At 53.2% G+C, this 13327-nt stretch carries 10 protein-coding genes and 1 other RNA gene; 5 read left to right on the top strand and 6 right to left on the bottom strand.

What is annotated here, in order from left to right:
* The first annotated feature begins 142 nt into the window (after positions 1-142).
* Positions 143-1405, top strand: a complete 1263-nt coding sequence (locus tag K239x_RS16710; RefSeq protein ID WP_419189060.1) for a sulfatase-like hydrolase/transferase — start codon at positions 143-145, stop codon at positions 1403-1405.
* 146 nt (positions 1406-1551) lie between these two features.
* Entirely contained in the window at positions 1552-1725 is a 174-nt protein-coding gene (locus tag K239x_RS16705; protein ID WP_419189059.1) for a biotin/lipoyl-containing protein, read from the top strand.
* Between the two features lie 221 nt (positions 1726-1946).
* Here the strand turns inward: K239x_RS16705 and K239x_RS16700 are convergent, their stop codons facing one another.
* Both K239x_RS16700 and ssrA read right to left on the bottom strand, forming a co-directional pair.
* A complete protein-coding gene (locus tag K239x_RS16700) occupies positions 1947-2915 on the bottom strand; it encodes a DUF4886 domain-containing protein (RefSeq protein ID WP_145419369.1) in 969 nt (322 codons plus the stop codon).
* A gap of 489 nt (positions 2916-3404) precedes the next feature.
* Positions 3405-3792, bottom strand: a transfer-messenger RNA (tmRNA) gene (ssrA, locus tag K239x_RS16695).
* Positions 3793-4106: 314 nt separating this feature from the next.
* On the opposite strand from ssrA, the gene K239x_RS16690 reads away from it, so the two are divergent.
* A complete protein-coding gene (locus K239x_RS16690) occupies positions 4107-6647 on the top strand; it encodes a hybrid sensor histidine kinase/response regulator (protein ID WP_145419368.1) in 2541 nt (846 codons plus the stop codon).
* Between the two features lie 90 nt (positions 6648-6737).
* On the opposite strand, the gene K239x_RS16685 is transcribed toward K239x_RS16690, so the two are convergent.
* The gene (locus K239x_RS16685) at positions 6738-8435 is read right to left on the bottom strand and encodes a SufS family cysteine desulfurase (protein ID WP_419189058.1); all 1698 of its coding nucleotides are present in this window, start codon (positions 8433-8435) and stop codon (positions 6738-6740) included.
* A gap of 50 nt (positions 8436-8485) precedes the next feature.
* Positions 8486-8992 (bottom strand): iron-sulfur cluster assembly scaffold protein, encoded by a 507-nt coding sequence (locus tag K239x_RS16680; RefSeq protein ID WP_145419366.1) that lies wholly within the window; start codon positions 8990-8992, stop codon positions 8486-8488.
* Between the two features lie 733 nt (positions 8993-9725).
* Here K239x_RS16680 and K239x_RS16675 point away from each other — a divergent pair.
* The gene (locus tag K239x_RS16675) at positions 9726-10823 is read left to right on the top strand and encodes a GNAT family N-acetyltransferase (protein WP_419189057.1); all 1098 of its coding nucleotides are present in this window, start codon (positions 9726-9728) and stop codon (positions 10821-10823) included.
* 54 nt (positions 10824-10877) lie between these two features.
* Here the strand turns inward: K239x_RS16675 and K239x_RS16670 are convergent, their stop codons facing one another.
* Positions 10878-11651, bottom strand: a complete 774-nt coding sequence (locus K239x_RS16670; protein ID WP_145419364.1) for a HisA/HisF-related TIM barrel protein — start codon at positions 11649-11651, stop codon at positions 10878-10880.
* Positions 11648-12226, bottom strand: a complete 579-nt coding sequence (locus K239x_RS16665; protein ID WP_145419363.1) for a DUF2617 family protein — start codon at positions 12224-12226, stop codon at positions 11648-11650. Before K239x_RS16665 ends, K239x_RS16670 begins: the two co-directional genes overlap by 4 nt.
* Positions 12227-12652: 426 nt before the next feature.
* Between K239x_RS16665 and K239x_RS16660 the strand changes: the two genes are divergently transcribed.
* On the top strand, positions 12653-13231 hold the full coding sequence (locus K239x_RS16660; RefSeq protein ID WP_145419362.1) for an anthranilate synthase component II: 579 nt from the start codon (positions 12653-12655) through the stop codon (positions 13229-13231).
* The last annotated feature ends 96 nt before the right edge of the window (positions 13232-13327 follow it).

The following is a 13327-nucleotide window of genomic DNA, read 5'->3' as shown; positions in this document are numbered from 1 at the left end:
TGCGCTCGTTACAATGTTTGCTTGATGCCTGGTTCTTCTTTCTACACGGTTCGGTTTCATGCGTTTATTGGTGTCACTTGTTTGTTTCATATTCATCGGAACCCTCTCTTGCGGAGCAGACCGTCCCAATGTGTTGATCATCATGGCCGATGATCTTGGTTGGGCCGATTTGGGTTTCCAAGGTTCCAAAGATATTCTTTCGCCAAACTTGGATCGCTTGGCAACTCGCAGCGTTCGATTCACGGATGGCCACGTGACCGCGTCGGTGTGCAGTCCATCCCGCGCGGGATTGATGACGGGAAAATATCAACAGAGATTCGGACACGAAGCGAATACGCCACCGGCGGACAAAGGCATGGATGTCGAGCAAGTCACGATGGCCGATTCGCTAAGAAAACAGGGTTATCGCACCGGAGTGATCGGCAAATGGCACTTGGGCGATGAAGAGCAGTATTACCCGACCGGGCGTGGGTTTGATTATTTCTACGGACTTCGTGAAGGATCGCGTAGCTATTTCTACAACGCCAAGAAAGACGACAAGCCGAACAGCAATCGCCGCATTGAACACAACGGGCAGCACGTTGTCTTTGACGGATACTTGACCGATGTACTGGGGGACAAGGCTGTCGAATTTTTGAAGGACGACTCAGCTGATCCGTTCTTTTTATTCTTGTCGTTCACCGCACCCCATGGGCCGATGCATGCAACCGAAACCGATTTGGCAAAGTTCTCGCACATCGAAAACAAGAAGCGACGAACTTACGCCGCGATGATCTGGGCGATGGATCGCGCCATCGGTCGAGTACTCGACCAACTCGATTCCTCCGGCCAAGCCGACGACACGATCGTCTGGTTCCTGAGCGACAACGGTGGTGCAACCAACAATGGATCGATCAATTTGCCACTGGCGGGACACAAGGGAATTAAGTTCGAAGGGGGCATACGAGTTCCTTTCTTGATGCGTTGGACGAACCGTTTCGCCAACGGACGCCTTTTTAATCCGATGGTGTCATCACTGGATATCTTTGCCACATCGCTTGCAGCTGCTGGCGGGGATGTTGAGGCAGCGAAGCTGGACGGAGTTGATTTGTTGCCTTTTTTGGAAGGCAAGCGGAGCGAATCACCCCACGAAGAATTGTATTGGCACAAACTCTGGTTTTCGGCGATGCGTGATGGTCCGTGGAAGTTGATTTATGTGCAAGGCTACGGCTACGCGCTCTACAACTTGGACGACGATTTGGCGGAATCGAAGAACCTGGCGGACGCTCATCCCGATCGTTTGAATTCCATGAAAAACCGCATGGTGACGTGGAAGGAAGGCATGCAAGAACCGCGTTGGGGTGAAGCCGAGCAGTGGTTCAAAACGCACTCAAAGAATCATATTCGAATCATCGAGGGCAAGTGAAATCCTTTCTAGCAATTCGAGCTCAATGGTTGGCCGCGTGAAGTAGCCATCACTGGCAACAGGTTGGAATCGGGCGTGGTCAAAGCTGTCCAAACAGACACAGCCAACCAATCTACGTCGGCAGCACCCTGCTCAGCGTGGTACTGGTGGTCGGCGCAAAACTAGGCAACGGAATTAAGAACGGCCAACCGTGGCTCCCGCTCGAAGCGATGAAGATGGAAGCCATTTTGCATGCCGAACAGCACAGCACGTTTTCCGAAATTCTGCTCAAGCCCGAGGCTCAAGTCGGGACGGGCAATGGATTGACTGTGGTTGTGTGATCAGGAAATATTGCAAGCGGTTGTGCGTTTCTATTCGTAATACCGACTGGGCAAAGAGGCCAAGTCTGATGGTCGGTTGGGAAGGCGGTTGAGTAAGGGAAGACTAAGCCTGCTAATTTCTTCGTCGATCGCCCTTGTTGACTTAGATTGTTAGCGGACGCGTGGAGCTGGTTCATCGGCCAGTCATCCCGAGCTTGCGGCCCGTAGGAACTGGGTTGACGTCACTGCACACCTTGGAGTTTTGCTGTGGTAACAGCATGGGCGGTTTGACGAAGGAACTTCCCGTAGATAGGGTCGATTCCTTTGGGGACGAATGGGTTCTCAACCACGCTTTCATCAAAAAACGTTTCGAACCAGACACAGCCAAGCAGGTACTGGCCGGAGCGATTGGCGTGGTGCCCATCTAGGTTCAGGCGATGGGATCCATCCTTGGTCTTCTTCCATGCCCACCCGGTGTGCAGTGAATGGGTTTGAACGGGGAGATTGGGATAGGTTGCATTGTCGAAATCGAAATTGATGTCCGGGCGAAATCCCCATCGTTGATCCGTGTCGGCCAGGAACATTGCATCGCCACTTGGAATCACTTCCAGGCCGTGACTGTCGGCAAATTGGTGATAGGCTTCTCGAACTTGCTGGTACATCACGGCATGCGTGTGAGGTTCTTTGCCTTTGTTGGAAGGTCGAAATCGGGCATCATCCATGCGATAGGCCCAGATCTGGTGAACGAGAATCTTTGCTTCGGGGGCAAGCTTTTTTACATAGCGGACTAGGTTGTCGGCGTAAGGTTGGTAAGTCTTCAGGTCATGACTTTTGTAGCTGACTTGTTGAAGGGTGATGAAGTCCCACTGCTCGGACGTCAGCATCGCCTCGAGTGAGTGACGTCCTCCCTCGTACGGAGAACCTTCCTTGCTATCGGGGTTCGCCTCGTGCTGAGCGACGTGTTTCCAGTGACGTTCAAACGTACAACCACCCAAATTGGCGCGTCCAACAATGACTTTGTGACCGGCCGCTTCCACGATCTGGGGAAGAAACGTCAGGGCGTTGTTCGCAAAACTATTGCCGATTGTCAGCACGCGAACGGTTCTTTCCGTCGGAGCTGCCTCTGCCACGGAGCCGAGAAACAGAACGCATGACGCAGCAATGACGCTAGTGCTGGCGCTATGCAGGCTTGCGCGGTAACGGTGACTCATAGTGTTTTTCTATTTGGATATAGCGTGTGTTGCAAAGTCAGATCAGGAAGCAAACCACTTCGCAATGAAGTTGGTCCTTTATTCGTCGACGGGACAGGCCGGTCAATGGCGTCGAGGTGCTTGCTGTAAACGACTCCCGGTGCGACGCAAAAGGTGGTGACGACGATGGAGGCATCCAGACATAATAGCCGATCCGAATCACCGTGTGATCTGTGAAGAACGAGGAGAGGCACAGGCGACGAGGTTCGTGTCTGAATTGATTCTCGTCCCTGTTGTTACCAACGTTTTGTCTTCTTAGGCATTTGCTCAGCACTCTCTCTAGAGACGCAGAGTCGTTCTCGGCCGTGATCATCGCAGAATGAATCCCGATCAACTTTCAGCGGTACCCGACAAGGCACGCATGGACAATGTTGGGTATTTGGAACTCGATAGCAATTGATGCCAAGCCAACAAAAAAAGCCGAGTTGCGATTTCTCACAACTCGGCTTTGGATGGAGGCGGCGGGAATTGAACCCGCGTCCCGCGATGCATCCACAATTGCTTCTACGTGTGTAGTCGAACTATTTGTGGCGTCTCTGAGTTACCCCAGGACACCTATTCGCTCGCGACGGCGCTGTACGACAGGCTCCGCCACTCACTAACTCGAATCTTGTTTAACTCACCGCGTCTCGAGTAGGACGGCAAGCGATTTAGAATTGTGACGGACAGTCGGGCGACTCTAACGATCCCCCTCAGTCCGGGCACCTTTAATTAGGCAGCCAGTGACAAATTTTCATTTGCAACTAAAAGTTTGTGATCAGCTTTTTACGTGGCCAACTGATCAACCACGACACGCAACGCTTGCTTCTTGACATCCGGTCGAATCCAGATCACCCCCTCGGGAAAACTCTGCGAAGGAAAGCAAAACATCCATCTGTCACTAAATATCGGTCTCGTGATCGTGAAAGTCAAGCAGAGGGTCCAATCGTCCGTCAGACGCCCAAGCATTGGCATGGACAGTTCGAATGGCTTGCACGTTTCACATCGAAACCAAGATCACATCGACACCAAGATTTTGGCTGGTATTTCTGTCGGGTGGGAATACCAGCCAACTGGAAGCCTGTTAACCTATTCGGTAACGTGCGGAAATCAGTGTCCAGGCGGTTGCGAGCGTCATTTGCGATGAATTTTCTCTGATGGGTCGGGTGATTTTTGAAACAAGGTAAATATGAAATCGATGATGCGCCCCTACCGACGTTTGACTCTGTATCGGCGCTGCTCAATTCGATCAATTCAGCAGTCATTATCGATGACATGGAGAATGTAGAGCAGTATTTTGCCAGTTTGCGCAAAGCTGGCGTCAATTCCTTTCTGACGGCTTGGAAGGATGACTCGAGTGTTTTGGACAAGGTGCTTGATCGGATCGAAACGCTTTGGCTGAATCCGCTGTCGGTCGAGATTTTCGAGGTGGACTCGGAGCAGGCTCTTCGTGATATCTTGCCACATGCTTACGTCACGACGCCGTCTCCGTTTGTTGACTTCTTGGAAGCTCTGTTCCTGGGGGAGACCTACTTTCAAGCGGAGTTTGAGCAGCCATTGCCCTCGGGCAAGTCGGTTGATCTTTGTGTCACCAGCCACATGACGACGCTGCAAGATCGCTTGGTTTCAATTTGCACGTTTACGGACATTAAGTGGTACCGCGATCAGAGGACGTTGGCGGACTTGCTCAACTTGCGTGGGAACGCACTGATGGGAACCAAGCTGGCTGCTTGGGAATTAGATATCCGGTGTGACGAATACGTCGTCGACCGTGAGTACGGGACTCTGGTTGGGGTTGATCCGCTTTGCAAAAAATTGTCGACGTCGGAAGTGCTTCAGTTCGTCCACGCAGACGATCGTCGTCTCCTGTCCACGCTAGCGATCGACGGCCACATCGATCGCGAGTTTCGGGTTTGCCGATCTGACGGGCGATCGATCCTGGTTCACGAGGTGGGAAGTGCTACCAGATACGATTCTGAAGGCAAGCCGGTCGTGTTTGCAGGAACCATTCGCGACGTAACCCAGGCCAGCCAGCAACAGAGGTTGCATGAAGTCGAGAAGTCGATTTTGGAGGCATCCATGGAGGGTGCTGAAGAAAATCAGGTTCTTCATTCGCTCGCTCGAGGAGTGGATCATGCCGTGTTGAACCACGGTTGCATTGCCGTGCTCTTTGACCAACAGCACCGGATCATTGCGTCCGCTGCGGGAAATGAGAAATTGGCGGATTGTGCTGCCGCGGCGCGTGAAAAATCGGCGACTGACTTTCCCCATTTGTTTGTCGATTGCATCGGGAAAAAGATGTTTACTTTTGTCCCGAATGTCCTTGGCGAGCACGATAACACCGACGCTACGCGAGCGTTTTCCAACTGCGGCGTCAAAAGTGTAGGAGCCATGCCGATCATGACCCGTGATAACCAAGTGATCGGTGCCATCTGCCTGGTGTCAGAGTGGCCGAATGATCGCGTATCGCATGGGCTGGATGATCTGAAGCGACTTTCGCGCCTTGTTGCGTTGGTGATTCAGGAACGTCGTCAGGAAAACACCCAGCGACTTTTGGATTTGCAGTCACAGAATCGCCTACGTTTTGCAAGTTTAGGACGACTGGCCGGTGGTATTGCTCACGATTTTAACAATCTACTGACCGCGATTATTTCAAATGCCCAGCTCTGTGAAATTCAGCGGACGGATCCCGCCAAGGTATCCGGCGCAACGTCCCGAATCTTGCAAGCGTCGGAGGTTGCCGCATCGCTCTGCCGGCAAATGCTGACGTATGCAGGACAGGTCGAAGCAATCCAACGCCCTATCAATTTAGTCGAGCTGGCCGAACGAATGGTGTCGTTAATTCATCCCTCAATATCACCTCGGATTCTGTTGGATGTATCCAGCGACCGTGATGTGCCCAGTGTGCTGGGTGACGACGGCGCTGTTTCGCAAGTCGTCTTGAATTTGCTTACCAATGCGTCCGAGGCGATCGATGATGTCGGCCAAATTAGTGTTGCGATCGGAAAGAAAACACTGGACCGCGAATCGGCGGCGCAGTACATGTTTGGGAAAGCTCTCGGCGAAGGCCAGTATGTTTGTCTTTCGGTGACCGACAACGGATGCGGACTGAGTGAAGACGCGAAAAAGCATCTGTTTGATCCGTTCTTTTCAACTAAGCAATCTGGACGCGGGCTGGGGCTCGCCACGGTGATCGGAATTATCGAAAACCTCGGCGCTGCGATTTCGGCCGAATCAAAACCGAAGCAGGGAACGCGTTTCGAGGTCGTTTTTCCGCTTGCGTCTAGAACGTCATCTGGGACTGAAAAAGACACTCCTTGCAGTATTGGCAGGGTCGGCCGTCCCGTACTGATTGTTGATGACCGCGACGATATTCGGACGTCGGTTCAACTTTTGTTGGAAAGCCAGGGCATCCGAACGATCGGCGTCGAATCGGGGGAAGAAGCGCTGGTGAGCGTCAAGTCGCAGCGTTTTGGTCTGGTTTTTTTGGATCAGCAAATGCCAGGCCTAAGCGGTTTAGAAACGTATCGTCGCATGCGTGCTTCGGGCGACGATACTCCAGTTTGCTTCATGACGGGCTTTGCCGCGACCAGCGAATTGGAGGCGGTGAATCGTTTAGATGCGACTACTACTTTGGTCCGAAAACCACTCGGGTTGGATGAGCTGAAAACGGTTTTTCAACGGCACGCAAGTCGGCTGGCGTCGAAGGCTTGATACCAGAAAGAGGCCTGCAGATCGTTCAACGCGCGACTGTAATCTGTCGCGGCGGAAATTTGCGATCCATTGGTGGTGGGAGGTAGGCCACTAAACGCGAAGTTGCTTGACGGCACTCTTGACCGTGCGAGCCAGTTCGTCGATGTCCTCGGTGGTGTTGTACATTCCGATTGACGCGCGTGTGGTCGCGGGAACCCCCAAACGTTCGTGTAAAACCATCGCACAGTGGTGGCCGTGCCGAGTAAAGATGCCGGCTTCGTCCAGTCGGATCGCCAAGTCTTCCGATGAAACGCCTTGGATCGAAAAGCTAACGATGGAACCCTTATTGTCGGGCTGGGGGCCGTAGATGGTTAGCCCATCAATTTCTGTTAAACGTTGATGTGCGAGTTGCAGCAAGCTGTGTTCGTGTTTGCCGATGACATCAAGCCCGACCGCGTTTACAAATTCGATCGCTGCTCCCAGTGAGACGATTTGTACGATCGGCATCGTGCCTGCTTCAAACTTTGCCGGTGGCAATGCCCAATTCGATTCTTCGCGACCGACTTGCGAAATCATGTGTCCGCCGTACATGAACGGATCCATCTCGGTCAATAAATCGTAGCGTCCGTACAACACGCCCACGCCGGTTGGGCCATACAGTTTGTGACCGGAGAATGTCAGGAAATCAATCTCTGACTTTACTACATCGATACGTTGATGCGGAATACTTTGCGCCGCATCAACCAACACCACTGCGCCGCACTGGTGCGCCAAGTGTGTGATCTTTTCGATGGGCGGCAACGTCCCCAGCACGTTGGACATGCTGGTTACTGCAACGATCGCCGTCTTTTCGTTGATTGTCGATTCGATTGCTTCATTGCTGAGCAGTCCATCATTGGTTATCGGTAAGATTCGCAGTTTGGCACCACGACGTTTAGCGAGCGCTTGCCAGGGAACAAAATTAGCGTGGTGTTCTAGCTCAGTGATGACGATTTCGTCACCAGGTCGCACATTCTTGTCGCCGTACGCCGATGCGACCATGTTGATGGACATCGTGGTACCGGCAGTAAATACAATTTCATCGGGTCGGCCTGCTCCCACCAGATTCGCGGTAGCTTGCCGTGTCGATTCAATAGCGTCATCGATTCGCTGTCCAAAGTAGTATCGCCCTCGAAACGCATTGGCGTAGTACTCTTCTTGCACCTCGCGTTCTTTGTCGATGACCACTTTTGGCTTTTGAGCTGAGGCGCCGCTGTCTAGAAAAATAGTCCGTTTCCCGTTTGGCAGTGGCCGGTTTAGAATCGGGAAATGGGACGCAACACCATCAATGCTGAGACGAATGGCCGGACGTCCCGCGTCTAAGTCGACGGTGGGCGAAATCACCGGTGCGGATGTTTGTCCCAGTTGTTTGGCCGCGTGATCGCGGATTGTATTGACCATCGAGAACAAACCGTTCTTGCGCTGCGGAGTGATCAAACGCGACAGCTGCAGTCGGTCGAAAATCTCCACATAGTCGACGGCCAAAATTTCATCAGCCGTTTTGCCACGGTAGATCTGCAGCAACAGATAGACCAAGCCTTTCACCACGATGGCGTCGCTGTCTGCTTGAATCTGCAAGGGATGCGGAGCATTTTCGTCAAACGATTGCACGATCCAAACGCGACTTTGGCAACCAGCAACCAAGTTCTCTTTGCTGTAGAGCGCATCGTCAAGCTTGGGCAATTCTCGCCCCAGTTCGTCCAGCAATTGGTTTGCTTCACGCTCGTCCAGTTCAGCAAACTCTTCGATAAGATCCTCAACAACGCTCACAAAAATTATCCTTTGCACCATCCACTAAATTAAAAAAACTGTCTCGAAGCTCAGCACTCTTCACTCAAACTGGGGCCACCGAAGTTCTGTCCGTCGGCTTCGTCATCGGGCTCGCCTTCGCCTAGCGGCGTCTGTCTGGCTGTCTGAAGCACTCGCCAAGGCAGCAGGCAGCATCGTTGGCGGTTCGGCATCAATGATGGACCGAATAGGGCCAGCATGTCACCGGCCGTGAAATCAGCGATCTCGCTGGCCGACATACCTTCGATTCGCTCCATCAGCATCGACGCCGAAGCTTGGCTGATCACACAGCCGTCTCCATCGAATCCCGCTTCCACCACATCGGCGTCTGGACCCAACTGCAATTCGATGCGAAGCGAATCGCCACACAGTTGGTTTTCGCCTTCCGCGGCATGGGTCGGCTGTTCGATGTCTTCCCGATGATAGGGATCCTGGTAGTGGTCCAGGACATGTTCATCGTATTGGGATTGAAGTGTCACTTCGTGGGATTCCGTTTCGTCGCCTGGGGGGCCTTTGTCGGAGCTTGGTCGGTGTGGCATCGGGCAGGTAACTGTGGGAGAAAGACAAGCTCAGCAGGGGGGGCGGTTCGAACTGATCGGGGTTCGCCACAATGTTTCAGCCTCAGTATTCGGTGGCATGGAACTTGGCGTCGGGCCGGATCAATTGGCGTCGGGCCGGATCAAGCAGTTTACGCACGACGCTCATTTACGGCGAGTAGCTGGAATGGAAGGAAGAATTTGCCCGGGGCACATGCTGACACGGCTCACCAGTCTACGGAATTGAGAAAGCACCCTGGAGGGCACAGGGTGGGATGCTGCCCCAAACCCAGTCCTTAAGGGCCGACATTTTGGGAACATCGCTATGTGCGGTATGGCTCGAATTGGCGTTGGGATTGTACTGGTTAGGTAGCTCGCCGTTGTTGTGCCGGCATCGCCGCGTAAAAACGCCGGAACAAGGGTTTAGCGGCAGCATGTTTTTGCCGCATTAAGTAGGCTATAAGAAGGGATTTGAGTCACCGCGAACGGACTTTTTCGATCGCGTCCATGGTGCGATTAGTCCCTGACAGGATTGAGGCTTTGAAGACGGTTGGTCAAAAGCGGCATGATGCCGCTGGTTTGCAATTGTCGGCCCCATGCAAATGCTTCCTCTGATTTTTTGCCAGTGAACGTGCAAGCGTCCAATTTACAAGATCCCTGTGACGCCAATCCGCCCGAGGTCGCAATGACGGCGGGGAATCGAGACACGCAGATTGACAGAATTTCCGAGCGTCCTGTGAGCCCCGATCGAGTGAAAGTTGTCGCGTTTGATGACCTTACCCATGACGACCTGGTGCTGTGGGAACAGATCCGAGCGACGCGGCCGGAGTTTGCGACACCGTTCTTTTCGGCTCGCTTCAACGCAGCCGTTCACCGAGTTCGCCAAGATGTCGATGTTGCTGTCATTCAAGCAGCGAACCGAACGATTGGCTTTCTGCCGTTCCATCGAATCGGAAATGTAGCATTTCCAGCTGGTCGCTGTTTCAATGACGCCCACAACATCATCGCGCGATCTGACAAGCACGTTGATTGGATTTGGTTGCTGGAGCAGATCGGAGTCAAAGCCTTTGATTTTCACGCGATGATGGGAGCCGACTTGTCTGAGCTCGGCCGTCAAAACTACATCGGCACGATTCAATCGTTTCGTGCTGAACTTGGGAACGACTCGCGGGCGTTCTTGAAAAAATTGGGCAGAGAACATAAGACGGTTGGGCGACAGCCACAAAAGACACGCAAGATGGGCCGCGAGATCGGTCCCGTCGAATTGGAGATTGATTGTCGCGATCCATCGTTGTTGGAGCACACGATTCGCTGGAAACGCGAGCAATACCAACGTACCGATATCTTGGATTTGTTCACGCCCGATTGGACACGCGGGTTGTTGATGGAACTATTCAACGGCGACGGGCAATCAGACGTCCCCGGTGACGCCCGCGGAATGTTGTCGGTGTTGCGAGCCGGTGACAGCATTGTTGCTGCTCACTACGGCATCTTAGAAAATGGTCTGCTTCACTATTGGTTTCCGGCCTACGACCCGGCTTACGGACGCTATTCACCGGGCACGGCTTTGTTCACAGGGATCACCGCGCAGGCATCCGACTACGGAATCCACTGCATCGACATGGGGTATGGCGAGCAGCCGTACAAGTTGAAGCAAACTGATCAAACGGGCGAAGTCGCATTTGGATGCGTTTCGCGATCGTCGCTGTACCGCCGCTGGCGAAGTGTTGAAACCGCAGCCATCACGGCGATCAAAAAAGCCCCGATGAAAGAATCTCTAAAACGCATCTGGCGCACCATTCAGCCAAACGCTGGAATTTCTAAATTGCGTTAGTCGTGCGTTGTGCCTTAGGTGCCGCACGCAGTGGTGGTCCTGATGAAACGGAGGCTAATTTTCGGGCTGTTTCTCAATCGAAAGCAGGCAGGTGGCAGCCAAACAGTAGTCGCAGCCCGCATCCAGAAACGCTTGGACGTCGTTGCACGACGCAATTCCACCGCCGCCGTATGCCGTGCAATCGGGCAACGCAGAGTTGGTCTGGCGGCAGCACGCGAGCGAACGGCTGGCGTCTTCGGTTCCGACGGTTGCCACGTCCAGCGAGATGACAGATCCGACGCCTTCCTGTTTGGCAGTCGAAATCCACTGCGTAGAACTGGCTCGGCTGCGACTGACAAATTCACCGCCGCGGTAGTCCATTCCAAGCACGGTTCGTTTGCGACCGAAAATCTGCGTCAGTGCGTTCAGTTCCGACGTGTCGGGTGCCGCTTCGGTCGCCACGACGCAGTGCAAATTCGGATTGCCTGCCTGGAGATGTTCGGCAACCGATCGGTGCCGGTCAGCCTGAAAGCCAAAATCCAGTAAGACGGCGTCCCAGTCAGGCCCGCTGGATAGTAAGCGATGGAGCGTCTTGGCTTGCACGTTGCCATGAACGATGCCATCTAAGTCGGCGATATAGAGTCGCCGAATACCAAGTCCGAAATAGTAGTTGGCGAGATCCACTGGATCGTCGCAGGGAACTTGGTTGCCCAGCACGACACCTCGGTATTGGTCTCGTTGGCCGGCGACCGCGTGGACTGCTCGGTCGCCTTTGAAGTCGATGACACCCACCAAGCGATCGATGACGGGGGCGAATCGATTTAATTGGTGGTCGGTTGCCTGTGTCACGCTTTAGTGGGCAGTGAGAACAGCGATTCGACTTTGACGATCGCATAGTCGTCGGGAAACGTGTGGATCGCTTGGATCCGCATCGATCGTTGACGAAGTTCGATGCTGACAAAGCTAAGTGCACCTAGAGCCATGCGACCACTGGCATCAAAGTTATGTAGCAAGCCTTCGGTAGGCTGCTTGCCCAGTTGCTGCTGAACCATCCAGAACATATCGGGCTGAACCGATTCCAACTGGAAATGCGTTCGGTATTCGATGCCGCCGTAGCATTGCGATTTTTCCGTGCGGCTGCCTTTCAGGCAATGGCTGAGCAAGCAGCGTTTTTTGGGCAACGGTTGGTGGGCGCTGGTCGCGACTTCGCAAACGGTCACCGACGCAGGTTTTTCACCGTCGGATGTTGGGTTGGCTCTGCCATTCCATGTGATCACGTGGCCACAATTGGTGATGTCGATCCTGGCCTGGTAATCGGTTCGCTCAATTCGCCGTGTTTTGTGAACCGTGTACAACTCCGGGTGAAGTGTTCGAGAGAAAACGTGAAACGCTAACTCGGCGACTTTGGGGCGAACCGAAAGCACAGCAATATCCGACTGGAGAAAAAAATAAAATCAAACGAGCCATCCGTCGTCTGCTCGATGAAAAGCAGGTCGGTCTTTCGCGACAAACGGCTGACAAAAAGTCAGGCGTCTGATGTGAATCTAGCGTCCTGCCAGAACCAACCCCATCAAGGTACATTCTTTTGTAGGAACCTGCATTCCTTTTGTGTCCCTGATTCGTTTTTGCAGCATCGTGTATTAGATTGCATTGCATCCTACGATTGCAAAACAAACATGCGAAACAGAGGTCACGCGTGCTTTCAAAGCAACGTCGCCTGTGCCTTGCACGACCGCATTATACGCAGGCGCCCAGCAGCAACCAAAGAGCGTTTACGCGGGAGGAAACAAAGAATATGTTTTTTGTTCTCGCCTTAATTTACCATTGACACAAGCAACGCGAATTGTCCCATGGTCGTCGTGATCGACAACTACGATTCCTTTACCTACAACCTGGTCCAACGGCTGGGCGAGATCGATCCCGACGTCGATGTGCGAGTCTTTCGCAACGACGAGTTGTCGATTGACCAAATTGACGAATTGTCTCCGTCACGCATTCTTGTTTCGCCAGGCCCGTGTACTCCAACCGAAGCCGGTGTCAGCATCGACTGTGTCAAGCACTTCGGTGGTCGGATTCCCGTTTTAGGAGTGTGTCTTGGGCATCAATCGATTGGGCAAGCGATGGGCGGTAAGATTGTTCGCGCGCCTGAATTGATGCACGGCAAGACCGACGAAATCACTCACGATGACCAGGGGCTTTTCGCCGGTCTGCCCAATCCATTCATCGCGACACGTTACCACTCGTTGGTGATTCAGCCTGATTCGGTGCCGGACGATTTGGTCGTTACAGCTTGGACCGACACCGGCGGAGTGCGTCAGATCATGGGCGTTCGACACAAGTCGTTTAAAGTCGAAGGTTGGCAGTTTCACCCGGAAAGCTTTTTAACGCAGCCGGGGGTGGAATTATTAACGCGATTCTTGAAGTGGTAGCCGCGGATAATGGCTTGCGCATCGTCATCATGACGTTTCGTCATTTCGATTTGCGAAGCGCTTGATAGAAACATCGGCCACCCACACCTGTCAATG

Source organism: Stieleria marina (genome assembly GCA_007741555.1).
Lineage (GTDB): Bacteria > Planctomycetota > Planctomycetia > Pirellulales > Pirellulaceae > K23-9.
The sequence above is the reverse complement of the archived record's forward strand: the minus strand, read 5'-3'. Positions and strand labels throughout refer to the sequence as shown.

Bases quoted from the DNA above. Each gene is read 5' to 3' on its own strand.
- K239x_RS16700 (WP_145419369.1), bottom strand. From the start codon at position 2,915: ATGAGTCACCGTTACCGCGCAAGCCTGCATAGCGCCAGCACTAGCGTC.
- K239x_RS16660 (WP_145419362.1), top strand. From the start codon at position 12,653: ATGGTCGTCGTGATCGACAACTACGATTCCTTTACCTACAACCTGGTC.
- K239x_RS16710 (WP_419189060.1), top strand. From the start codon at position 143: ATGGCCGATGATCTTGGTTGGGCCGATTTGGGTTTCCAAGGTTCCAAA.
- K239x_RS16680 (WP_145419366.1), bottom strand. From the start codon at position 8,992: ATGCCACACCGACCAAGCTCCGACAAAGGCCCCCCAGGCGACGAAACG.